Below are 22186 nucleotides of genomic sequence, written 5' to 3'. Positions count from 1 at the left end.
GTGCCAGATGAACGGCACCTGCATGCAGGTCGGATGCGCCGTTCGGGCTCAAAGCCTGCAGGCGCTGCTCAGCTCTTGCGAAACAGCGCTTCCGCGCTCAGCCGGTGCTGCGCGGCAAAGGCCTTGCGCGCTTCGCACCGGGCGATCTCGGCCCGGCACAGCGCGATCCGCGCGTCCAGTTCGTCCAGCGAATAGGCATCGATATCCTCGCCGCCCAGTTTCTGGGCAGCATCTGCGCGCAACCGCGCGAGGCTTTCGTCGGGCTCCATGGGACTTATTGTTGACCCCGGTGCCTTAGCTGTCAATATGGGGTTTACAGATGTTGACGGTTTGGTCCGTGAACGGGGGGAGCACCAGGTCATGACGACCCTGGAAATGGCGAAAGTAATTCCGGCGACCATGCGTGCCATCGATTATGCCGAGCCGGGCGGGCCGGAAGTACTGGTGGCCGGCGAGACACAAGTTCCGGTGCCAGCAGCTGGCGAGCTATTGATCCGCGTCGCCGCCGCCGGCGTCAACCGGCCCGATGTCATCCAGCGCCAGGGCTTCTATCCGCCGCCGCCGGGTGCTCCGCACATCCCCGGACTGGAAATTGCCGGAACGGTGGTGGCCGCTGGCCCCAATACCGACGATGCGCTGATCGGCCAGCCGGTCTGCGCATTGGTCGCAGGCGGCGGCTATGCCGAATATTGCCTCGCTCGCGCAGACCACTGCCTGGTCGTGCCCTCGGGCATATCGATGGTCGAGGCGGCTGCGTTGCCCGAAACGCTGTTTACCGTGTGGCACAACCTGTTCCAGCGCGCCTATGCCCGCGACGGCGAGACGGTGCTGGTCCATGGCGGCACCAGCGGCATCGGCACGATGGCGATCAAGCTGGGCAAGCTGTTCGACCTCAAGACCATCGTCACCTGCGGCAGCGACGACAAATGCGCCGCAGCGCTGGAGATCGGCGCGACGCACGCCATCAACTACAAGACGCACGATTTCGTCGAGGAGGTCCAGCGGCTGACCGACGGCAAGGGTGTGGAGATCGTGCTCGACATGGTGGGCGGCAGCTATTTGCCGCGCAACATGGCCTGCCTGGCCGATGATGGCCGCAACGTCACGATTGCGGTGCAGGGGGGCATGAAGGCCGAGATTTCGGTGCTCGAGATCATGCGCCGCCGCCTGACGCTCACCGGATCGACGCTGCGCCCGCGCTCGAACGCGTTCAAGGCGCTGCTCGCCGACGAGATCGCGCGCGAAGTCTGGCCTTTGGTCGCGACCGGCGAGCTTTCGCCGATCATCCACAGCCGCTATCCGCTGGCCGAGGCGGCCAAGGCGCATGCGCAGATGGAATCGGGCGATCTGATCGGCAAGATCGTGCTGGAGATCGGCGAATAGTCCGCCGACTGTCATCAAGTCGTCATCGCTAGGCGATTCCAGTTGTCACATTAAACCGCCATTGGCGTGGTCCCGAGGATGCACGATCCGCAGGGAGCACAAGCCATCATGGCCCTCGACGAATTCAGCGATAGCATTGGCAGCCTGCTGGCAAGGGTGGCCGATGGCGATGATCTGGCGGGCAGCGATTTTGCCAATGTCGCCGGCTTTCCGGGTGGCCAGCCCTATGTCCCCGAACCCCCGGCCGATGCGCGCCGCCGCTATCGCACCGTGTGGATTTCCGACGTTCACCTCGGCACGCGCGGCTGCAACGCGCAAATGCTCATCGACTTTCTCGACCATGTCGACAGCGACACCATGTATCTGGTCGGCGACATCATCGATGGCTGGCGGCTGAAGAAGAAATTCTACTGGCCCGCCGCGCACAACGACATCGTCTGGCGCATATTGAAGCGCGCCAAGCGCGGGACGCGGATCGTCTATATCCCCGGGAATCATGACGAGATGTTCCGCCAGTTCAGCGGGCTCAATTTCGGCGGCGTCGAGATCCGGCGCGCCGCATTCCACGAGACCGCAGACGGCAAGCGGCTGATGGTGCTGCACGGCGACGAGTTCGACACGATCATGCTCGCGCATCGCTGGCTCGCGTTCGTCGGCGACACGCTCTACCACCTGCTGATGAGCATGAACATCGGCGTCAACTGGGTGCGCCAGCGTTTCGGCCTGTCCTATTGGTCGCTCTCGAAAATGGCCAAGCACAAGGTCAAGAACGCGGTCGAGTTCATCTCGCGCTTCGAGGAGCTGGTCGCGCGCGCCGCCGCCGAGCGCGGTGTCGACGGCGTGGTCTGCGGGCATATCCACACGGCCGAGATCCGCGAGATCGGCGGCGTGGCCTATTTTAACGACGGCGACTGGGTCGAAGGTTGCACCGCTTTGGTCGAGCATTTCGACGGACGGATGGAAGTGCTGCACTGGGCCGAGATCATGAAGGAGCGCCAGGCGGCCGAGGCCGAGGCGCGCATGCGGCAGAATCTCGAACCGGTGGCGGCCTGATCCGGTCGGTGCGACAGCGGAGGACGGTATGCAGCCCAGCATGAAGATCGCGATCATCACCGATGCCTGGGCGCCGCAGGTCAACGGTGTCGTGCGGACGCTCACCGCGGTGACCGAGCGTCTGCGCGCGCTGGGCCACGAGTTGCTGGTCATCTCGCCCGACCAATATGCCTCGATCCCCTGCCCGTCCTATCCCGAGATCCGCCTGGCGCTGACCACGCGCTTCGGCATCGGTGCACGGCTGAGCGAGTTTGCGCCCGATGCGGTGCATATCGCCACCGAAGGGCCGCTGGGCATTGCCGCCCGGCGCTTCTGTCTCGATCATGGCTATCCCTTCACCACCGCCTATCATACCCAGTTTCCCGACTATCTCGCGCGGCGCACCGGGCTTCCCGCCGCGATGTTCTGGCCATTCATCCGCTGGTTCCACGCCCCGGCCCATGCGATCCTGGTGTCGACCGAGACCGTGCGGCAGCAGCTGCGAGAGCAGGGGCTGGGCCAGGTGGTGCACTGGGGTCGCGGCGTCGACCTCGGCTGTTTCGGGCCCCACGCCCCCCGGCCCGCGCTCTATGCCGAGCTTGCGGGGCCGATCCAGCTCTATGTCGGCCGCGTCGCGGTCGAGAAGAATATCGAGGCGTTCCTGTCGAGCCGCCATCCGGGGTCCAAGGTGGTGGTCGGCGATGGCCCGGCGCGCGAGGCCTTGTCCCGAGCGTACCCCCAGGCCCATTTCGTCGGCGCGCAATCGGGCGCGACGCTGGCGGGCTATTATGCCGGCGCGGACGTGTTCGTCTTCCCCAGCCGCACCGACACGTTCGGGCTGGTGATGATCGAGGCTCTGGCCTGCGGCACCCCGGTGGCAGCCTATCCGGTTTCGGGCCCCCTTGACGTACTCGTACCCGGTGCAGGCGCGATGGACGACGATCTGGACAGCGCGATTGCCGCTGCGTTGCGCCTGAACCGCGCCGATTGTCTTCGCGCCGGTCGCAGCTTCACCTGGGAGGCAAGCACACGGCAGTTCCTGCAGGCGCTCGTGCCGATCGCCAGCCGGTTGGCGCTTGCCGCCTGAAAGGCTTGGCAATTCTGCCGGATTTCGACTATGTAAAATGCGGGTCGCCCTGGACATCCATAGTAGCATGCAGGGGTGATATGCATTTAGACAGCTTCTTCCGGATCATCCTCCCTTGCGCGGTGGCGCTGGCTGGGGTGACGTTCGCAGGCCATCAGGCGCTCGACGCGGCCGACCATTTCGATCCACCCGCGCGCACCGGATCGGACACCAACACGGTGGGCTTCGATGTCGCAGCGGACATTGCCGATCTCTATGCCTTTCATGATGCGGACAACGTCTATCTTTCGATCGGCTTTGGCGGACCTTCTGCGACCAGCCTGCCGGGCTTCTACGATCCCGATGTGCTCTACATGATCAACGTGTCCAATGCCGGATCGCGCACCGATGTCGAGTTCCCGATCGAGATCCGCTTCGGGCGTGACGGCGTCAATCCCGGCATCGAGGTCCGCAACCTGCCCGGCGCCAGCCTGGTTCGCGGCCCGGTCGAACGCAACCTGACCACGCCCAATGGCATCACGGTGCGCGCCGGGGTGTTCGACGATCCCTTCAACTTCGATCCGCAAGGCCTGCGGGACTCGCGCGCGACGGGCAATCTGTCGTTCAACAATGCCCGCAACCGCTTTGCCAATCTCAACACGACGTTCGTCGTCATCTCGATCCCGCGGCGGCTGCTCGATCAGGGGCAGCCGCTCGACATCTGGTCGACCTCCGCCCGGATCAGGAGCTGACATCATGACCATGCACCGCACTCCGCTCGCACTGGCATCCGCGCTCGCCCTGTCCGCCCTGGTCTCCGCCTGTGGCAGCAATGAGCCGCAGACCAACACTATCGTCATTCCGCCGGTGGCCGTTGCGCCTGCGCCGACCCCGACGCCGCCACCGCCGACGAGCTTCAATGTCAGCCCCTGCCTCAACCAGACCGTGGTCCCGGGTCGCACCGTCGCCAATCTGGTTGTCCCCGATCTCCTGCGGCTCGATCTCAGCCAGCCTGCCGGATTTCCCAATGGGCGCCGCTTCCAGGATCCGGTGGTCGATGTGACGCTGGCGGTCATCTTCCTCGATCTTGCAAGGCATCCGGCAACAACCTTTGCTGCGCTTCCGGTAAACCCGGCCACGTTCGACCAGCCCCTGCTCAGCACTTTCCCGTTTCTGGCGCCGCCGCTCGGCAGTCCGCCGACTTCGGGCGGCGCTGGCAGCAATTTCACCTTCCGCAGCGATCTGCCCTCGGCGTACACGCGGGTCGACCGCGCCGGCATGCCTGCTGTCGCCACGGCACTCGTCTCCGGCAACCCGTTCAAGAACGAGTATAATGACGACACCCCGGCCATCGACGCGACCGGCAAATGGGTGCCTGAACTCACCAGCACCCTGACCATATTGACCAATGCACTGGCCGACGACCTGACCCGGCTGGGCCTGACGCCCTGCGCGCGGCCCAGTTGATGGCATCCGGCACTGCGGTGGAGCCCAGCCTGGCGACGCGGCTGGCCCCCTGGAAATGGTGGATCATGGCGCTGGCCGTCCTTGCCGGAGTCTGGGCGCTCGATGTCTGGAACAATGCCCGCCCCGCCCCCCAGCCGATCGACTGGCAGCCCTCTCCCTTCTCGGGCAGCGGTCCACCGCTGGGCTATGCCGAGGCGATGCGAAGGAGCGATACCGCCATCGGCAATGCACAGGCCGCCGCCAGGGCCGGGGCCGACCAGTGGCTGATGCATGAGATCCATGCCAGCGAACTGATGGCGCGCGCGCAGCTTTCGGGCGACTATCGCGATTATGCGGCTGCAGAGGCCGCGCTTGACCGGGCGTTTGCGGTAGCGGTCAAGGGCAGCGGCCCGCACCTGATGCGCGCGGCGCTCGATTTCAGCATGCACCGCCTCGCTGCGGCCGAAGCGCAGCTTGCTGCCACCGATGCCTATGCCGTTCCTCCCGACCCCGGTGATCGTGCCGAGATTGCCGCGATGCGCGGCGATCTCGCCTTCTATCGCGGCGACTATGACCAGGCCTGGGCGCTTTACGATGCTGCCGACCGGCTGGTGCCCGGCTCTGCCAACTTCCGCCGCGCGATCTTTGCCGCGCGCACCGGGAAGGTCGATCTGGCCGACGCCTATCTCGCCGAGGCGGAGAAGGGCTATCGCTCGCCGACCCCACAGACCCGCTCCTATATGCAGCTCCAGCGCGGCATTCTCGATCTCGATCGCGGGCAGCTCGACAAGGCGCTGGCGCATTTCCGCGAGGCCGACCGGCTGTTCCCCGGCCGCTGGCTGATCGAGGAGCATATTGCCGAGGTGCTCAACCTGCAGGGCAAGACCGCCGAGGCGGAGACGCTCTATCGCGCCATTGTCAGACGAACCGGCCATCCCGAGTTCATCGATGCGCTGGCGGGCATTGCCGAGGCCAAGGGCGACAAGGCCGAAGCCGATCGGCTCTACGCGCGGTCGGCGAAAATCTGGGAAGAGCGGCTCGATCTGTTTCCGCAGGCGACCTATGGCCATGCCATCGATCATTGCATGGCGAAGCGGGACTGGCCCTGCGCGCTGCGGCTTGCCGAAGCCAATCACCAGGCGCGGCCCTATGGCGAGGCGAAGATTAAGCTGGCAGCCGCGCTGCTCGCCAATGGCCGAATCGATGACGCGCGCTCGCTGATCGAGTCCGTCCTCGCCTCGCGCTGGCGCACGCCCGATCTGTACGCAACCGCTGCCGACATCTATGCTGCGAGCGGACTGAGCCGCAAGGCGGAGCACTATCGCGCCATCGCCAAAAGCATGAACCCGCTGGCCTGAATCGCCGCAAATCCCCAAGACGCTTGCTCGCAGGCCAAGTTTCGCTTATGCCGGTACCCAGTATCCGGCCACCCCGCGAGGGGTGGCCATATTTTTTGGAGAAACGCGCATGTCTGCCAACCCCCAGCCGCTGATGCCGCACGCGACCGCATCCTGGATGGTCGACAATACCGGGCTCAGCTTCGAACAGATTGCCGATTTCTGCGGCCTGCACATCCTGGAAGTCCAGGCGATGGCCGACGACCTGGCCAGCAGCAAGTACACGGGCCGCGATCCGGTGCGCGCGGGCGAACTGACCATGGCGGAAATCGAGAAGGGTCAGGCCGATCCCGACTATCGCCTGAAGATCATCGCCGGTCCCGCGCAGGTGCGCCGCACCAAGGGTCCGCGATACACCCCGGTGTCCAAGCGTCAGGACAAGCCCGACGGCATCGCCTGGATCCTGCGCAACCATCCGGAAATCTCGGATGCGCAGATCGGCAAGCTGATCGGCACCACGCGCAACACCATCGCCGCGATCCGCGATCGCAGCCACTGGAACATCTCGAACATCCAGCCCAAGGACCCGGTAACGCTCGGCCTGTGCTCGCAGCGCGAGCTTGACGCGATCGTGAGCAAGGCCGCCAAGAAGGCCGGGATCACCGATCAAGCCCCGACCGACACCCGTCTGGGTGGCGACCGCGAGGCGCTGATCGAGGAACTGCGCGCCGAACGCGATGCCCAGCACCGCGCCGCCGAGGAAGCCGCGCGCGAGGCCGCGATCGAATCGTCGCTGCTCGGCGGCGATGAAACCGAAGACGGGCGCGACTGATGACAGAGGCGGCGGCCCCGCAAGAGCTGGAAACGCGCTCGGGGCCGCCCGCTTATGATGCCTCGCTCGCCGACCACGGGCTCGAGCCCAAGGAATTTCGCGGGCTGACCTATCCGCTGGGCGATCATGCGCCCGGCTATGGCGAATATTTCGCCATCGCGCCGGGGCTCGGCTGGACCCGGCTGCCGGTCCCCGGATCGCTCGACCATATCAATATCTGGCTGCTCGACGACACCGATGACGAGGGCGAAGGCGTCGCGATCGTCGATACCGGGCTGCACATGCCCGCCTCGACCGATGCGTGGAAGAAGCTGTTCGCCGAAGGGTTGCAGGGCCGCCGCATCACCCGCGTGCTCGTCACCCATTTCCATCCCGACCATGTCGGCGCTGCCGGCTGGCTGTGCCGCCGTTTCGGCGTTCGCCTATGGATGAACCGCACCGAATGGCTGATGGCGCGGATGCTGACCGCCGATGTGCGCGAACAGCCTCCCGAGGAAGCCATCGACCAGATGCGCCTGGCGGGATGGGACGACAAGCGCCTCGACGAGATGCGCGCGCGCGGCTGGGGCAATTTCGCGCGCATGGTCGCCCCGCTGCCCATCGGCCATGTCCGCATGGAAGACGGCGGCGAGGTGCAGATCGGCGAGCGGCGCTGGACGGTGATGACCGGCGGCGGGCACACGCCCGAGCACGCTTGCCTGATCGACAAGGCGGGCCAGGTAGTAATCGCGGGCGACCAGATATTGCCGCGCATCACCAGCAATGTCTCGATCATGGCGAGCGAACCGACCGCCGATCCCTTGCGCGAATGGCTCGACAGCATCGCGAAATTCCGCGCCGCGTTGACCGGCGACGAGCTCATCCTGCCCGCGCACGGCTTCCCGTTCACCGGGGTGCATGAACGGCTCGATGCCCTCGCAGCGGGCCATCACGACCGGCTCGATGCGCTCGAGGCGGCGCTCAAGGAGCGCGAGATGCGTGCGGTCGACACGTTCGGCATCCTGTTCGCGCGCAAGGTCGACGACAGCGTCTATGGCATCGCCACCGGCGAGGCGATGGCGCATCTGCGCTATCTGGAATATGCCGGGCGCGCGACCTGCACCGTGCGCGACGGCGTCGCCTGGTATTCGGCCTGAACGCATTCGGCCTGAGCTTCAGCCCGAGCGATATTGCGCTTCGGCTTCCGCCATATAGTCGCGGGTAATCGGCAGCGCGTGACGGCTGCGCGCGAACTGCACCTGATAGTTGCACATGCCGCCATGTTCGAACGCGGCGGTGGCCCCGGCGAGATAGAAGGTCCACATGCGGAAGAAGCGCGCATCGTACAGCGCCTCGATCTCGGCCTGTTTCTCGACCGTACGCTGATACCATAGGCGCAGCGTGTGCCCATAATGCAGCCGTAGCGTCTCGACATCGGTGGCGATCAGCCGCGATGGCTCGCTGGCGCGCACGATCTCGCTGAGCGCCGGAATATAGCCGCCGGGGAAGATGTACTTGGTGGTGAAGGCATCGGTCGCGCCGGGACCGCCCATCCGCCCGATGGTGTGAAGCAGCATCACCCCGTCAAGCGCGAGCAGATTGCGGCACTGGCGGAAGAAGGTCTCGTATTGCGGCACGCCGACATGCTCGAACATGCCGACCGAAACGATGCGGTCGAAGCTGCCGGTGAGCGCGCGATAGTCGATCAGCTCGAACTTCACCCGGTCGGCGACCCCAGCCTCTTCGGCGCGGCGGCGCGCGACCTTGAGCTGTTCCTGCGACAGGGTGATGCCGAGCACGTCGACATCGGCGATGCGGTGGAGATAGAGCGCCATGCCGCCCCAGCCGCAGCCGATATCGAGCACCCTCAGCCCCGGTCGCAGCGCGAGCTTGGCGGCGATATGCGCCTTCTTGTCGTCCTGCGCCTGTTCGAGCGAATTGGCGGGATCGGTGAAATAGGCGCAGCTATACTGCTTGTCGGCATCGAGGAATAGATCGTAGAGCCGGTCGTCGAGATCGTAATGATGCGCGACATTGCGCTGCGAGCGGCCCGCCGGATTGATCTGGTCGATCCGCCCGCCGATCGCCTTGACCAGCTTGCGCAAGGGGCCACGCGGCTTGAGATCGCCGCCCTTGTCCCAGGGCGCGTTGGCGCGCACGAGCTGGATCAGCTGCATGATGTCGCCACGCTCGATGATCAGGCGGCCGTCCATATAGGCCTCGCCCGCCCCCAGGCGCGGGTGGAGCGCGATGAAGCTCGCCACGTCCTTGTCGGCGAGCCGGATCGCGACATCGGGAAAGCCGGGCGTCGCCGTTCCGAAGCTTCGGGTGCGACCCTGATGGTCGGTCAGCTCGAGCGTGCCGTGGCGGATGATCCGGTTCAGGAAACGGTCGATAAGGCTCATGATGACCTAGATAGCGCGGCCAAAGTCAGATGCCAGCATACCATTCATATCCAGCCGCGTCCTCCCAGTAACCGCCGCCCCCGCCATAAGCGAGGCGATAGTCGGCGACCGCCTCTATTCGCCGGACATATTTGGCATGCTTGTAGCCGAGATGCCGTTCGACGCGCAGTCTCAGCGGCGCACCATTGCCGATCGGCAGCAATTCGTCGTTGAGCGCCCAGGCCATCATCGTCTGCGGATGGCGCGCATCTTCCATGTCGATGCTCTCGTAATAGGGCCCGGCGCGCAGCGTATCGGCGCAATGGAACACCAGATAGCGCGCGCTGTCCTTGACCTGCACCTTGTCGAGCAGATGCGCCAGGTTGACCCCGGTCCATTTTCCGATCGCGCTCCAGCCCTCGACGCAGTCGTGCCGGGTGATCTGGGTCTGTTTCGGCATCGACCGGATCTGACCCAGCGCGAACCGCGTGGGCTTTTCGACCAGCCCGTCGATGGCGAGTGTCCAGTCGGAAAAGCCGGTCGCGGCCTGTTTGAGATAATCGGCATCGGTTGGCGCACGCGTCCCGTTGGCGGGGACCGAGCGCCCGATATCGCGCGGCGAATATTCGCGCGCCATCCGCTCGCGCCCCTGGATCGCGCGCTGCAGCGCCATGTTGCCTTTTTCCGCCAGCAGCAGCGTATCGCGCCAGCTCTGGTTGGCGTTGAGCGCATCGCAGCCACTGAGCAGCCCGCCCGAGGCGATGGCGAGCGAGCCGATCAAAGCGCGGCGCGTGACGATCAGGGGGCTCTTCGTCTCGCTCATCGCCGGTGTCCGATCGTCATGCCGCGCAGCAGCGTCAGCGGCTTGTGCACGATCACCAGAGCGACGTGCAGCAGCATGAAGCCGATCAGCGACCAGGCGATGATGAAATGGATCGAGCGCGCGGTCTGCCGCCCGCCGAACATCATGCTGGGGAAATGCAGCGCCGCATCGGTGCCCGGCGACATGGCCAGCCCGGTGACGATCATCAGCGGCAGCATCACGAAGATCACCGCGATATAGCTCAATTTCTGCAGCGGGTTGTACGCCTCGCCCGGCGCGGTGTGGAAATCGAACCTCGCATGATCGACAATGGTTCGCCAGAGCGCGCGCGGATGCCATTCGGCCGCGCGCATCGCGATCATGCCGCGGATATGGCCGTTGAAAAGGCTGAAGGCCATGAAGAACAGCAGGCCGAAGGCGAAGAACCAGGCGAAGAAGAAATGCCAGTGGCGGCCATCGGCGAGGCTGTAGTCGCCGGGGATCGTCGCCCAGCCGGGAAAGGCGCGGCTGCGCATCTGCCCTTCGCCATCGCGATAGACGCCGAGCACGCCGGTGGTATCGATCTGGGTGCTACCAATGCTGAGATAGCCGCGGCTGCCCTGCTGCCCGATCTCTAGCCAGGCGGGTTCGTCGCGATTGCCATATTCGCCCCAGTAGAGCCGGGGATGCGCGTTGAAGATCATGAGGCCGCTCATGAACAACGTGATCAGTGAAACGAGATTGACCCAGTGCCAGATGCGCGTCGTCAGCGCATGGCTGTGATTGGGTTCGCTGGCCGGAGACGCGATCTCGGGCGCGGCCTGGGGCACCGCGACGGGCTCGGCAGGGTCGAGAGCGGCGATCATGTCGGTCATTCGCAATCCAGGCACACAAGGTTACAGTCGTTCCGCGAATCCATGCCCGATGGTACGTCACGAAAGGTCGCCTGTCATGTCCGCCAAGGCCGAAGTCATCACCCTTCATCCCGATCCGCTCGAACCTTATGCGATCTCGCCAGGCTGGAAAGCGGGGGGACTGCTCTTCCTTTCGGGCCAGGCGGCGATCGACGAAACCGGCGCGATCGTCGGCGAGGGCGATTTCGACGCGCAGCTGGAGGCGACCTTCGCGAATATCGACCGGGTGCTCGCTGCGGGCGGCAGCGACCGCAGCCGCATCATCAAGGTGACCATCTATCTGACCGACATGGGCAATTTCCCGGCGATCGTCGCGGCGCGGCGGCGCTATTTCACGCCGCCCTGGCCGGCCGACACGATCGTCGAGGTGCGCGCACTGGCGCTGCCCGAGCTGATGGTCGAGATCGACGTGATCGCGCTCGCCGGCGAGCGCTGAGCCCGGCTCAGGCGAAGCTGCCTGCCAGACGCAGCAGGTCGGCCTTGCGCCGGACGCCGGTGCGCTCGAAGATCTGCGCGAGAAAGACGCGCGCGGTGTTGCGGCTGATCGCCATCAGCGCGGCAGCCTCGTCGAGCGCATCGACTCCGCGCAGCACGTTGAGCAGTTCCGCCTGGCGCTTGGTCAGGCCCAGCGCCCCCATGTACACCTTCACCGGGTCCTGGGCGTGCTTCATATAGGTCACATCGACCCTGACGCTGCGCGGCGTTGTCGAATGAGGCAGCGGAACCACGCGCGCGATGGTATCGGCCAGGCTCGTCTTGAGCGTCAAGTCCATGGTCTGGCAAGGGCCCGGATTCTGCATCATCGTCGTCAGCGCCGACTGGAAATCGGGCAGGACATTGCCCAGCCTTCCGTCTTCGTCCAGGCGCGCCAGGCCGGTCAGCGGCAGCGTGTAGCGGATCATCGGCGAACGCTCGTCGGCGGCCACCTGCATGTCCTCGTCGACGACCAGCGAGAAACAATCGATCTGCTGAAGCTGCGCCAACATCGCCGTCGCCGCTTGCTGCGGCCTGGCGTTGCGGCGAAGCGAGAGGTTGATCGCGCTGAACTTGTCATAGAAACGCTGGTAGAATTCGGAGATATCCGAATGCGATGGCTGCTGGCCGCGCCGCATGACCACCAGGCCGATACGAGCATCGCCGATACAGGGCATGATCAGCATCGACGCATCGCTTGGCGGGTTGTGCGAATCGAACCAAGACCAGAATTCGTCCTGCTCGTCGACATTGTCGGGACGCCGCAGTTCTTCGTGCAGGATGATGCCATGGTCAGCCGGTGGCAGCCCATGGCGGGCGCGCGGTCCGATCCGGTAGAAATGGTCCGCATAGGCATCGACGATCGCCTGGTCGATATTGGCAGTGCCCAACGGCCGGATCATGCGGTTGTCGCCAAAGATGACGCCCATCGACATGGCATCCGCGCCGGCCAGCGGCAGCATGCGGGTGAGCGCATCGGACCATGTGCAATGGCCCAACGCAGCATCAGCAATCAACTCATCCAGCCTGTCGAACCGGTTGGAAAGAAGGATCATAGGCTGGTCATGCGCCAGTACCTGCGGACCGCGTGATGACATAATCGTCGCGTCCGTCGATCGACACCGTCAGGCGGATGCTCCAATCGTCCGACCCGCCGAAACGCACATGGCTCAGCACGCGGCCAGCCTCTTCGATCGCGCCAAAGCTGCTGGTGTTCACCGAATTGTTGGCGCTGCCGGACCGGGATTCGATACGGAACCGGCCGGCGCAGCGGCACGGGGCTGCGGCCATCACCTTGGCATCGACCAGCGCGCCATCCTTGCTGACAACCAGCGTGATCGGCTGGTCCTGTGCAACGCCTGCGGTCATGGCATCATCCGCTGCAGCAGCAGGCAGGGCGGCAGACATGGCTGCGGCCAGAAGCAGGGGGGCGAGCCATCGGGCATCACCGCGGTGGTGGGGCATTGACGATCGCTCCCAGAATTGCATCGATCGCATTGGTGGCATCGGCCGGAATGTCGCTGGTCTCTTCTTCGGTCGGCGGTGCCTGTCCCGCCTGACCCGACGTCACGACCGCAGCGATGGCGAGGTCGTCGTTGCTGAAATCGCTGCTGCGGCCCGTGCCCAGCCTGCGCGCGGCGGCATCGGGCGCGTCGGCCACGGCACCGGTTGCGGCCTGCTGCGCGAGCAGCCTCTGTTCGGCGGAAAGCTGCGGCTGGCGGCGCCCGGCAAATTCGCCGGCCCGGGTCTCGATCGGACGTGCGCAGATATCGGGGCCCGCGCCGGGCTTGGCATCATCGCACGCATCCGCGCCTTCCAGGCGCTGCGTGCCGATCTGGCCGCGATCCTGGCCTGCCGTGCTCAACTGACGCTGCGGCACCGCGTTGCCCGAGGGCGAGGACAGCTGGAATTCGGTCGGCAGTGCGGCGCTGTCTGCCTGGCTGGTCCCGATCGAGGGGACCGTGAGCGACCGGTCGGCAGACGAGGCCTGATCGGTCACGACGGCAGCGCTGCGATCGGCGGCATCGTTCGCTTCGGTCTGCGCATCCACCGCGCCGGCATCCTGAGCCGATGCACCGGGGAGCAGCTGGGTCGATGCGACCGCTGCCAGCACGAGCAGCCCCAGCACCGCATAGCGCACCACCTCTTCGCCGCTGGGCAGACGAAGCGGTGGCAGCGAACGCAGCAGGGGCGGCCGGGGCATCTCAGGTGCCCCCGTTCGACTGGGTGATGGACATGGTCTGGTTGCCGCTCTGCACGATCTGGAGATCGGACAGGCCGTTGCCATTCTGCACCCAGCGGAGCTGGTTGGCGGTTCCGTTCTGCGTTGCGGTCATGGCGTTGTTGTCACCCAGCTGGACAAGCTCGGCGCGGTTGTCCGACCCGTTTTGTCCCAGTTGCATCTGGTTGCCCGAACCCTGTTGGGCAAGCATCGCGGTGTTCACACTACCGGCAGTTGCAGATTGATCAAGCAGGATCGCATTGTCCTCGCCCTGCTGGGCCGCGACCGCGATATTGCCGCCGCCATCGCTGGCATTCTGTTTGGAAATGAAGCTGTTGAGCAGACCCGCCTGATCGATCTCAAGATGGGCGGTGCCCGCACCCTCCTGGGTCACGCGGGCGGTGCCATTGTCGCCATCCTGCCCGATGCGCGCAAACTGCTGGCTGCCATTCTGGCTGATGGTGGCGGAGTTGTTGTCGCCGATCTGCGCGATGAAAGCGCTGGTGCGGACCGGCACGGGCCGCATGAGCTCGATCGGTTCCGAAAGCGTGCCCGCGGTGCAGGCTCCCGCAGAGGCTCGAGCGCACGGATCGCTCGGAGCGGTTTGCGCCTGCACCGTCTGTGCCCCCAGTACCATCATTGCGGCGATGGCCAGCCTGGCAGAATGTGTGCGCATGGAAACTCTCCTGTACTGCCCTTGGGGCAGCCCCGCACGATGCGGAGCTGCCCCTCAGGTCATCGGGTGTCAGTTCGGTGCACCCTGGGTCACGGTGGCGATCATGCCCGTGCCAGACTGCGTAACGAACGATTCGTTGAAGTCCGAATTCTGGGTCACGGTTGCCGAGTTTCCGCTTCCGGTGAGCTGAGTGACGACCGATTCGTTGAAGTCCCCTGCCTGCGTCACGGTCGCCGAATGACCGCTGCCGCCCTGAGTAACCGACGAGGTGTTTTCTTCGCCACTCTGGGTCAGCAGAGCGAACTGGCTGGTACCGCTCTGGGTAATAGTCGATTCGTTACTCGAGCCTGTCTGGTTCACATCGGCATTGAGATTGCGCGAGCCACCGTTTCCGGTCTGCTCGATCCGGCTCCGATGATTGCCATCGCCGCCCTGAACCACCTTTGCAGCCAGGCTTACGCCCTGCTGTTCGATGTAGGCACGGTTCAATCCAGAAAGTTGCTCGATCCGGGCGTCATTGTCGCGACCAGTGATGCCGCCCTGGCGGATTTCAGCGCCATATACCGAACGCGTATTTCCGCCATTGTTGTCGCTACCGACCTGCAAGATGAACGCGGTCTGGTTGTCACCACGCTGCTCGACACGGGCTGTGTTATTGTCACCACCGGTCCTCTGCTCAATGGTGGCAGCTTGGTTATCTCCCCGCAGAAATCCCAGAGCGCTGTCTTCCCCCTGATCGACCAGCGCCAGACCACCGTCACCATTCTGCGTGACATTAGCCGTCTGATTGTTGCCGCGCTGGAGAACATTCGCGCGGTTGTTGTTGCCGCCCTGGGTTACGAAGGCATCATGATCGCGACCGATAGCGCCACCCTGATCGACTTCGGCGATATTGGTTTCACCGGTCTGGCGAATATCGGCATTCTCGTTGAAGCCGCGCTGGGTGACATTGGCCGTGTTGCGGATACCATCCTGGCGAACTGCCGCGGTGTGGTCGGTGCTAAGATTGGCGCCCTGATCGATCGTGGCTAGGTTTCGTTCGCCGCCCTTCTGCTGGATGAATGCTTCGTGCAGACCGCCGGCCTGGCGTACCGTAGCAGTGTTGAAATCGCTGAGCTGCTGGACGCCTGCCGCGGCAGAATTTCCAACGCCATTGCCGGCACCTCCCTGAACGACATCAGAAAGGTTGTTGTTTCCCGACTGCAGAATGTTGGCATCGTTGGCACCGACGCCGGTCTGGGTCAGCTTCGACTCGTTGTCGTTGCCACTCTGGGTCACGATTGCTTCATTGAGGCCGCTGCTCTGGGTGAGTGTCGACTTGTTATCGTTGCCCGACTGCACCACGTTCGCCGTGTTCAGATTTCCACTCTGTTCGAGATCCGAGTCGTTGTCTTGGCCGCTCTGACGAACTTCGGCTACGTCAAGGTCGCCACTCTGCGACACATCCGAGTCGTTGCTGAAGTTCGACTGTGTCACGCGCGCGGTCGAAAAATCGTTGGTCTGCGAAACCTTCGAGATATTTTCGCTGCCAGACTGCACGACGATGGCGGTGTTGCTATCGTCGCTGCTGCCGGTGCCATTGTCCTGCACGATCGAAGAGTCGTTCTTGTTGCCTGCCTGGGTCAGCGTAGCGTTATTGCGGTTGCCGCCCTGGGTGACGACCGAAATGCCGTTGGTGCCGCTCTGACCTACGGTCGCACCGCCATTGGTGCCGGTCTGGGTCACGGTCGAGTTGTTGTTGACCGTCTGTGCCATCGCCGGAGCGAGGGCGAAGATCGCCAGCGATGATGCGCCGGCAAGAAGAAGCTTTTTCATGTCGAATTCCTAAAATTTGAGGAGGGGGACCGGCTGACGTCAGACGTTTCTGAGCCAGCCGGCCTTCCTTCAGATCAGTTCACCGGCGGAATGGCAGGCACGTTCTGCATCACGGTCGCAGTATTGTTGCTACCCGACTGGGTGATGGTCGACTGATTGTCGTTGCCTCCCTGCATCACCGTCGCAACGTTGAGATTGCCGCCTTGCATGATGTCGGACTCGTTGTTGATCCCATCCTGCGAAACATTGGCGAAGTTGTCGGCACCCGTCTGGATGATCGACGAATCTGCAAGGCTCGAACCGCTGGACTGAGTGACCTTGGCCTCGTTGCCGGTACCGCCGGTCTGTTCGACAAGCGACGCACCATCCTGGCCGAGCTGACGGACTTCAACCGCATACGTCATGAAGTTGCCCGGCACGGGGTTGGCTGCCGACTGCAGCACGGTCGAGCTGTTCTTCTGACCGATCTGCTCGACATAGGCGCTGGTGTTGGCAGACTGCGTGATGAGCGAAGTGTTATCTTCGTCAAACGCTCCGATCGTGGCAGGTGTGGTCTCCTGGACAACGACTGCGACAGCCAGATCGGCACCGACATTCTGGTTGATCGTCGAGGTGTTCTGACTTCCCGTCTGCGTCACGGTCGCGCTGGCATCCGCGTTCTGAGTGATCAGCGAACGATTTGTCGGGAAATCAGGTCCAGGGATTTCGCTGCCGTACTGAGTGACGGTGGCCGTTGCACCGCTGGCGGTCTGCTCCACCAGCGAATCATTGTCACCATAGGTGCCCAGCTGGTTGACAGTGGCTACTGCTGCTGCGGTCTGACGGACATCCGAGTTGTTGAAGATACCATCCTGGACCACGGTAGCACTGGCGGTGCCGGGACCGCTATTGCTCTGACGGATGTCCGACCGATTGAGCTGACCGTTCTGGGTAAGGTCGGCAGAGTTCAGGCCCGTCCCGGACTGTGAAACGTTCGAGAAGTTGCCACGAACCAAGTCGTTGTCGCCGTCGAACCGGCTGGCGCGGAGACGGGGGCTCGTCGGATTGAGACCGTCTGCAGTCTGAGTGACAGTTGCCGAAGCACCAGCCGAAGACTGGTTGATGGTGCTGTCATTGCTGGGACCGTTCTGCGTGGTCGTCGAGGTGGCAGCCGCGCTCTGGGTCACGTCCGACACGTTGTCCGTACCAGTCTGGGTAACAAAGGCATCCGCATCAGCCGACTGAGTGACGAGAGACGCATTACGGTCACCCGTCTGAAGGACGTCCGCCTTTGCACCATCTGCTCCGGTGCCCTGCTGAATCGACGAATCGTTGTTGTTGCCGGTCTGGTCAACTTCAGCAAATGCATCGGCGGCCTGGTTCACGATCGAGTCGTTCTGGAAGCCGCTCTGCGTCACATCGGCAAATCCGCCAAGAGGAGCGTTCTGAGTGATCGAAGACGTATTTTCATCACCGGTCTGATCAACCAAGGCCTCACCCTTGTTACCGTTCTGCAGAATGATCGAGGTATTCGTCGGTGCGGAGGTGTTGTTGATGTCCTGCGAACGCTGGGTCACCTGCGCCGACGAACGACCATTCTGCGTAATGCTCGATGCATTGCGGCCGAAATTGCCGGGAGCGACGCTGCCCTGATCGACAATCGCAGTGCCAGCGGCATTCTGGGTCACGACCGAGGTGTTGTAGACGCCGCTTTGCTTGACGTTCGCATCGCCATCTGCAGTCTGGCTGATCGCCGAGCGGTTAAGCGTACCGTCCTGAAGCAGTTCTGCTTTGGCGCCATCAGCCGACTGGGTGATGAGCGACACGTTGTTCGCATACGAAGTGCCCGCCGACGACGGCGGCAAGGTGGCTCCATCCCAGTTCCGCGGGCCGAGGTTGTTAACTCCGCCCTTCTGGGTGACCTTCGCAGAAGCTGCCCCAGACTGGTTGATGTCCGAGAAGTTCGCGTTGCTCTGCTGGGTCACTTCGGCTGTTGCAGCATCAGACTGCAGGATGGTGGAACGGTTGAAATCGCCCAGCTGCGTCACATCTGCGCTCGCACCAGAGGCCGATGCGGTCTGCGTGATGGTCGAGTCATTCTCGTCACCCGTCTGAGACACCGTCGCGGACGCTTCGGAGGTTTGCGTAACCTTGGACTCATTGGCTTCGCCAAACTGCGAGACATCAGCGGTCGCACCAAGACCCGTCGCAGTCTGATCAATATCCGAGATGTTGCGATCGCCGTCCTGATCGACCATCGCGCTATTGGAAGTACCGGTCTGGTCTACATCGGATTCATTGCCCGCCCCACCCTTCTGGGCGACATCGGCATTGTTCAGCGCGCCCGACTGCACAATATCGGATTCGCTGTCACCGTTCTGGTTGACCTTGGCAACGTTACCTGCACCACCCGACTGCTGGACATCCGAGTCCGAGCTGTTGCCAGCCTGGTCTACTTCGACGGTGTTGCGGCTCGAGGTGGTTCCTGCGCCGGTCTGCGTAACAGTCGATGTTCCGTTGGTGCCCAGCTGGGACACATCTGCGCTATTCTGGGCGCCGCGCTGATCAATCGTCGAGCTGTTGTTGACAACGCTCTGTGCGATTGCAGGCATGCCGATCATCAGCGCGAGCGCCGAGACCGAGGTGTAAATGGAGGTCTTCATGGTTGATAATCCTCTGTTCAAGGGTCATAACCATGCTGCTCCGGAAGCAGCATTGCCGCCGGGGTCAGCATGATTGTTTCACACGCACTCATTGTTGTTATGCTCGCGCATCGAAGTTGCAGCTTCGGTGCGCGAGTTTTGTCAGGCCTTTATGTCAGTTCCGAATGCCGCCTGACCGGCTTCGGCTCTCGTCCGCGATCCTGGATCGGTTGAGTATCCCGATTTGGGACCTTTCCGTTCCTGTTTTGCGCCTGCATCCACGCCGCTAGCTGTGATGCAGGACATAGCTGGTCAATTAGTCTCCGAGCTTACCTCGCTTTTCTTCCCGTTCGTGTTCCTGTCCTTCACCTTCATCGGGGCAAGCTGACGCGCGCGTTCTTCTGCGCGCTGGACCTGTCCCGGTGTGAATTTTCCATCGCGCTCCTGCTGATACTGCAGCAGCTTGGCCATTCCGGCGTCGCGGTCGGCGAAATCCCAGAGGCGCAGCTCGACGCCTTCCATGACCAGCGCATAGACCGCCTTTTCGATCGCCTGCTGAAGCGCCAACTGGTCTGGCTCGTTAGTAGTGAACCCCGCCTCGGCCTCGAGCAGCTCCCGGAAGGCGACAAACTTGAACGCGCTCGCCCCAAAGGCCTGCGAGGCGATGGTCTTCGACGCAGTGACCGTGGTCAGCACCTCGCCGGTGCGCACCGATACCGCGCGCAGATACACCGTTACCGTGTCCTGCCGATATTCGGTGCGGCCGCCAATGCCCAGAAAGGCTGCGCCTGCGCCGCCGGTCAGTGTGTTGGTGTCATAACCGATGATCCCGCCTTCGAGCAGTACGCCGGCAAAGAGCAGTGCGGGCAGTGCATCGGGATTGACGACGCGCTCGCCCAGATAGCGCTCGCGCATCTCGCGAATGATCTGGCGCTCGTTGAGCAGGTTCTTCAGGTTCTCGCGCTCGACGATCGTGAACCAGCTGCGATCGCCCACATCCTGCAGCGCTTTGACGAGCACCGAAGCGCCGCCCTGGCTGACAGCGCGCGACAGCGTCTGGCCGGTCGCGCTGGGCTTGAACTGGCCGGTCTGGTCGGTGAAGCTATAGACCGCCACTGCAACCTGGCGCGACGGCTTGGGAATGCCGCGCAGCAGCAGCTGCGTCTGGGTTGCGTTGGGCAGATAGGCATAGCTGGTCGTTTCGGGCAGGAACGCCTTGCCGCTGCCGCCAACGGTGGTGCAGCCACTCGCCATCAGGGCAATCGAAAGGGCTGCTAGGCCAGGAAGGATCGGAAGACGCATGGCTCAGTCGACATCCACAAAGGTCGGAACGACGATGACGGTCTCTTCGCCGGTATCGTCATTGATGATCGTGATCGTCACCTCGGTCAGCGAGCGGATGAATCTGACAGTCTGACCGCCAAAACTGATCGTGCCGCTTTCCTGGGGGTTTTCACCGAAAATCGCGGTAACAATCTGCGACGACAGAGCGGACAGCAGACGAGACTGAAGCTGGCGCGCGAACACGTCGGCCTGGGAGCTGCTGGAACTGGAGGCTGGGTTTGTAAAATCATTCTGGGCGTTCGCAACGCCGAGCAAATGATTGGAATTGAATGGGTTTCCGCCGAAACTGGGGTTCACAGGCTGGTAGACGATGTCCTGTGCAACGGCCTCACTTCCGAGTGGCAAGGTAAGACCAACCACTCCCAGCCAGGCCACCGTCAAGGCCCTGACCGCGTTATTGAACGAGCGCACAACGTATCTCCTGCGGTTTGCCCCCGGAAGCATTCAGCTTCTCTAACGGCATAAAATTCTTGCGACTCGAATTTTGTTAACGGGACCTTAGGGGTGATTAACAGAGTGCAAAATAGTGCAAAGTGATTATAAAATCGTGCTAATCTGGCGCAAATCGGGCCGGTTGCACGCATCGTCAATGGGTTACTGCAGGTCAAAACCCAGCGTTGCGGCGGTTCACGGTGGTTAATGTCACGCGCTTCCCAGAGCCGTCGAAGGCCGCATTAGACATGGTTGGGTACCATGTTTTTGGCTGGATTTTACAATCTGTTCGTTTTCGAGACAGAGTTCGTCGCAATCCCTAACCTGTCTGCTGCTCAATTTGGGGTACAAACCGGTGAATTCGCTGTGATGCCAGGAGCATAAGGCAAGCGCAGGCACTGCAGGCACAAGCTTCGATAGTGTCACGAAGGACCTCAGAAGCGAAGAGTTTATCGGGGGTGTCGCTTCGAAAGACCGTAAACGGGTGCTCAGCTTGATCAGCAGTCGCTTTGACTGCTGGGCCGAAGTGGTCAGTTTCGGGGTACGGACCGATGCCGGGTGGGAGTGCTCGTTCATCGTTCGCCGCGGAAAGGCCATCCACTCGATCGTGACGGGCAACAGGAAGGCGGTGTCGCTGCTTGAAACGTTAAGACCAAAACACCAGCGTTGAGAGTGAAAGTCCGAGCCGCTGAGCGCTGGGAACGCTGGTGTGCGGAACTGGAGAACGCGCATATGCCTCGATCGGCCTAGGCGGCTGGAGGCGTCTGCGGCAGTGGATGAATAACAGACACTACGTGTCTTTACGCAAGCAAGGCCGCATATTGCGCGGCAACCCGAGGTTTGCGGGCAATGGTTGAGCCAATGCGCTGGATGGTCAGCGGCCTGGCGGATGAAACCACTTTTCGTCCTTATCGCCGGCAAGTCGTAGAACATGTTCGTATACGCGGCGATCTCGGCTGGCACGACGAAGCTCGAGCCGCGTAAAGTGGCAAGCGTGAATGAGGGTCCGGTCGAAAGACTGGCGCGGTTGTTCGTATACGGTGCCCAATGCCCAGATCTGAGCCAAGGGGCATAGCCGGTCGAAAATCAAACGACGTGTCAAGGCGCAAGGTGCAGGCTATTTTCCATAGCGTCTTCGGGCCCATCTCTCCAGAGAACAACCGCCTCTAGGCCATCCGGCACGCCAAATTCTCCTATGCAGCCAAATTCTGAAGGGCCCAGGCAAAATACACTAGATCTTTTGGGGTAAACCGCAGGGGAATCGCATCAAATAACCGGTCAACAGCCCTCCAAACGCAAAAAACCCGCCGGAAGGGCGGGCTTTTGCGGGGCATTCCATATTGGTTGCGGGAGCAGGATTTGAACCTGCGACCTTCAGGTTATGAGCCTGACGAGCTACCGGGCTGCTCCATCCCGCGCCACCAATGC

21 protein-coding genes and 1 tRNA gene are annotated in these 22186 nt (G+C 63.0%); 9 read left to right on the top strand and 13 right to left on the bottom strand.

Going from position 1 to position 22186, the window contains the following annotated elements; genetic code table 11:
* Positions 1-68 precede the first annotated feature (68 nt).
* Complete coding sequence (locus FG486_RS17625; RefSeq protein ID WP_066043999.1) at positions 69-269, bottom strand: DUF1192 domain-containing protein; 201 nt, start codon at positions 267-269, stop codon at positions 69-71.
* Positions 270-360: 91 nt separating this feature from the next.
* On the opposite strand from FG486_RS17625, the gene FG486_RS17620 reads away from it, so the two are divergent.
* The 8 genes from FG486_RS17620 (at position 361) to FG486_RS17585 (ending at position 8232) form a co-directional block, all read left to right on the top strand.
* The gene (locus FG486_RS17620) at positions 361-1383 is read left to right on the top strand and encodes an NAD(P)H-quinone oxidoreductase (protein ID WP_241695897.1); all 1023 of its coding nucleotides are present in this window, start codon (positions 361-363) and stop codon (positions 1381-1383) included.
* 108 nt (positions 1384-1491) lie between these two features.
* A complete protein-coding gene (locus FG486_RS17615) occupies positions 1492-2436 on the top strand; it encodes a UDP-2,3-diacylglucosamine diphosphatase (protein ID WP_181268536.1) in 945 nt (314 codons plus the stop codon).
* A 40-nt stretch (positions 2437-2476) separates the two neighbouring features.
* Entirely contained in the window at positions 2477-3502 is a 1026-nt protein-coding gene (locus FG486_RS17610; protein ID WP_181268535.1) for a glycosyltransferase family 4 protein, read from the top strand.
* An 80-nt stretch (positions 3503-3582) separates the two neighbouring features.
* Positions 3583-4233 (top strand): hypothetical protein, encoded by a 651-nt coding sequence (locus FG486_RS17605; protein WP_181268534.1) that lies wholly within the window; start codon positions 3583-3585, stop codon positions 4231-4233.
* A gap of 4 nt (positions 4234-4237) precedes the next feature.
* Positions 4238-4948, top strand: a complete 711-nt coding sequence (locus tag FG486_RS17600; RefSeq protein ID WP_181268533.1) for a DUF4331 family protein — start codon at positions 4238-4240, stop codon at positions 4946-4948.
* Positions 4948-6285 carry a tetratricopeptide repeat protein gene (locus FG486_RS17595; RefSeq protein ID WP_241695896.1) on the top strand — a complete coding sequence of 446 codons (1338 nt, stop codon included), beginning with the start codon at positions 4948-4950 and terminating at the stop codon, positions 6283-6285. The genes FG486_RS17600 and FG486_RS17595 overlap by 1 nt, the downstream gene beginning before the upstream one ends.
* A 109-nt stretch (positions 6286-6394) precedes the next feature.
* A complete protein-coding gene (locus FG486_RS17590) occupies positions 6395-7096 on the top strand; it encodes a DUF1013 domain-containing protein (protein WP_066274081.1) in 702 nt (233 codons plus the stop codon).
* Positions 7096-8232, top strand: coding sequence for an MBL fold metallo-hydrolase (locus FG486_RS17585; RefSeq protein WP_181268532.1), 1137 nt, complete (start codon positions 7096-7098; stop codon positions 8230-8232). The genes FG486_RS17590 and FG486_RS17585 overlap by 1 nt, the downstream gene beginning before the upstream one ends.
* 18 nt (positions 8233-8250) lie before the next feature.
* Here the strand turns inward: FG486_RS17585 and FG486_RS17580 are convergent, their stop codons facing one another.
* Genes FG486_RS17580 through FG486_RS17570 form a run of 3 tightly spaced genes read right to left on the bottom strand, consistent with a single transcriptional unit; the run spans position 8251 to position 11136 of the window.
* Positions 8251-9480: an SAM-dependent methyltransferase gene (locus tag FG486_RS17580; RefSeq protein ID WP_181268531.1), complete on the bottom strand. Its 1230-nt coding sequence runs from the start codon at positions 9478-9480 to the stop codon at positions 8251-8253.
* A 25-nt stretch (positions 9481-9505) separates the two neighbouring features.
* Positions 9506-10282, bottom strand: a complete 777-nt coding sequence (locus FG486_RS17575) for a molybdopterin-dependent oxidoreductase (protein ID WP_181268530.1) — start codon at positions 10280-10282, stop codon at positions 9506-9508.
* A complete protein-coding gene (locus tag FG486_RS17570; RefSeq protein WP_181268529.1) occupies positions 10279-11136 on the bottom strand; it encodes a cytochrome b/b6 domain-containing protein in 858 nt (285 codons plus the stop codon). The genes FG486_RS17575 and FG486_RS17570 overlap by 4 nt, the downstream gene beginning before the upstream one ends.
* A 76-nt stretch (positions 11137-11212) precedes the next feature.
* On the opposite strand from FG486_RS17570, the gene FG486_RS17565 reads away from it, so the two are divergent.
* Positions 11213-11611 carry a RidA family protein gene (locus tag FG486_RS17565; protein ID WP_181268528.1) on the top strand — a complete coding sequence of 133 codons (399 nt, stop codon included), beginning with the start codon at positions 11213-11215 and terminating at the stop codon, positions 11609-11611.
* Between the two features lie 7 nt (positions 11612-11618).
* On the opposite strand, the gene FG486_RS17560 is transcribed toward FG486_RS17565, so the two are convergent.
* From FG486_RS17560 to FG486_RS17520, 9 genes are all read right to left on the bottom strand, one after another.
* A complete protein-coding gene (locus FG486_RS17560; RefSeq protein ID WP_181268527.1) occupies positions 11619-12704 on the bottom strand; it encodes a helix-turn-helix transcriptional regulator in 1086 nt (361 codons plus the stop codon).
* A gap of 7 nt (positions 12705-12711) precedes the next feature.
* Positions 12712-13056, bottom strand: coding sequence for a hypothetical protein (locus tag FG486_RS17555; RefSeq protein WP_181268526.1), 345 nt, complete (start codon positions 13054-13056; stop codon positions 12712-12714).
* Positions 13057-13093: 37 nt separating this feature from the next.
* Complete coding sequence (locus FG486_RS17550; protein ID WP_181268525.1) at positions 13094-13852, bottom strand: hypothetical protein; 759 nt, start codon at positions 13850-13852, stop codon at positions 13094-13096.
* 1 nt (position 13853) lies between these two features.
* A complete protein-coding gene (locus FG486_RS17545; RefSeq protein ID WP_181268524.1) occupies positions 13854-14546 on the bottom strand; it encodes a hypothetical protein in 693 nt (230 codons plus the stop codon).
* A gap of 69 nt (positions 14547-14615) precedes the next feature.
* Positions 14616-16361, bottom strand: coding sequence for a hypothetical protein (locus FG486_RS17540; protein WP_181268523.1), 1746 nt, complete (start codon positions 16359-16361; stop codon positions 14616-14618).
* A gap of 74 nt (positions 16362-16435) precedes the next feature.
* Positions 16436-19003, bottom strand: coding sequence for a beta strand repeat-containing protein (locus FG486_RS17535; protein ID WP_181268522.1), 2568 nt, complete (start codon positions 19001-19003; stop codon positions 16436-16438).
* A gap of 291 nt (positions 19004-19294) precedes the next feature.
* Positions 19295-20284, bottom strand: coding sequence for a CsgG/HfaB family protein (locus tag FG486_RS17530; protein WP_206678414.1), 990 nt, complete (start codon positions 20282-20284; stop codon positions 19295-19297).
* A 3-nt stretch (positions 20285-20287) separates the two neighbouring features.
* Positions 20288-20737 carry a curli assembly protein CsgF gene (locus tag FG486_RS17525; protein WP_338401639.1) on the bottom strand — a complete coding sequence of 150 codons (450 nt, stop codon included), beginning with the start codon at positions 20735-20737 and terminating at the stop codon, positions 20288-20290.
* A gap of 1362 nt (positions 20738-22099) precedes the next feature.
* Positions 22100-22176 (bottom strand) — tRNA-Met (locus FG486_RS17520).
* Positions 22177-22186 lie beyond the last annotated feature (10 nt).

It is taken from the genome of Blastomonas ursincola (genome assembly GCF_013607875.1).
In the GTDB taxonomy this organism is placed as follows: domain Bacteria; phylum Pseudomonadota; class Alphaproteobacteria; order Sphingomonadales; family Sphingomonadaceae; genus Blastomonas; species Blastomonas ursincola.
The sequence above is the reverse complement of the archived record's forward strand: the minus strand, read 5'-3'. Positions and strand labels throughout refer to the sequence as shown.

Excerpts from the sequence above, each read along its gene's own strand:
- FG486_RS17585 (WP_181268532.1), top strand. The coding sequence starts at position 7,096 with ATGACAGAGGCGGCGGCCCCGCAAGAGCTGGAAACGCGCTCGGGGCCG.
- FG486_RS17540 (WP_181268523.1), bottom strand. The coding sequence starts at position 16,361 with ATGAAAAAGCTTCTTCTTGCCGGCGCATCATCGCTGGCGATCTTCGCC.
- FG486_RS17625 (WP_066043999.1), bottom strand. The coding sequence starts at position 269 with ATGGAGCCCGACGAAAGCCTCGCGCGGTTGCGCGCAGATGCTGCCCAG.
- FG486_RS17560 (WP_181268527.1), bottom strand. The coding sequence starts at position 12,704 with ATGATCCTTCTTTCCAACCGGTTCGACAGGCTGGATGAGTTGATTGCT.
- FG486_RS17580 (WP_181268531.1), bottom strand. The coding sequence starts at position 9,480 with ATGAGCCTTATCGACCGTTTCCTGAACCGGATCATCCGCCACGGCACG.
- FG486_RS17555 (WP_181268526.1), bottom strand. The coding sequence starts at position 13,056 with ATGTCTGCCGCCCTGCCTGCTGCTGCAGCGGATGATGCCATGACCGCA.
- FG486_RS17565 (WP_181268528.1), top strand. The coding sequence starts at position 11,213 with ATGTCCGCCAAGGCCGAAGTCATCACCCTTCATCCCGATCCGCTCGAA.
- FG486_RS17575 (WP_181268530.1), bottom strand. The coding sequence starts at position 10,282 with ATGAGCGAGACGAAGAGCCCCCTGATCGTCACGCGCCGCGCTTTGATC.
- FG486_RS17610 (WP_181268535.1), top strand. The coding sequence starts at position 2,477 with ATGAAGATCGCGATCATCACCGATGCCTGGGCGCCGCAGGTCAACGGT.
- FG486_RS17620 (WP_241695897.1), top strand. The coding sequence starts at position 361 with ATGACGACCCTGGAAATGGCGAAAGTAATTCCGGCGACCATGCGTGCC.
- FG486_RS17615 (WP_181268536.1), top strand. The coding sequence starts at position 1,492 with ATGGCCCTCGACGAATTCAGCGATAGCATTGGCAGCCTGCTGGCAAGG.
- FG486_RS17595 (WP_241695896.1), top strand. The coding sequence starts at position 4,948 with ATGGCATCCGGCACTGCGGTGGAGCCCAGCCTGGCGACGCGGCTGGCC.
- FG486_RS17545 (WP_181268524.1), bottom strand. The coding sequence starts at position 14,546 with ATGCGCACACATTCTGCCAGGCTGGCCATCGCCGCAATGATGGTACTG.
- FG486_RS17530 (WP_206678414.1), bottom strand. The coding sequence starts at position 20,284 with ATGCGTCTTCCGATCCTTCCTGGCCTAGCAGCCCTTTCGATTGCCCTG.
- FG486_RS17535 (WP_181268522.1), bottom strand. The coding sequence starts at position 19,003 with ATGAAGACCTCCATTTACACCTCGGTCTCGGCGCTCGCGCTGATGATC.
- FG486_RS17605 (WP_181268534.1), top strand. The coding sequence starts at position 3,583 with ATGCATTTAGACAGCTTCTTCCGGATCATCCTCCCTTGCGCGGTGGCG.
- FG486_RS17590 (WP_066274081.1), top strand. The coding sequence starts at position 6,395 with ATGTCTGCCAACCCCCAGCCGCTGATGCCGCACGCGACCGCATCCTGG.
- FG486_RS17550 (WP_181268525.1), bottom strand. The coding sequence starts at position 13,852 with ATGCCCCGGCCGCCCCTGCTGCGTTCGCTGCCACCGCTTCGTCTGCCC.
- FG486_RS17600 (WP_181268533.1), top strand. The coding sequence starts at position 4,238 with ATGACCATGCACCGCACTCCGCTCGCACTGGCATCCGCGCTCGCCCTG.
- FG486_RS17570 (WP_181268529.1), bottom strand. The coding sequence starts at position 11,136 with ATGACCGACATGATCGCCGCTCTCGACCCTGCCGAGCCCGTCGCGGTG.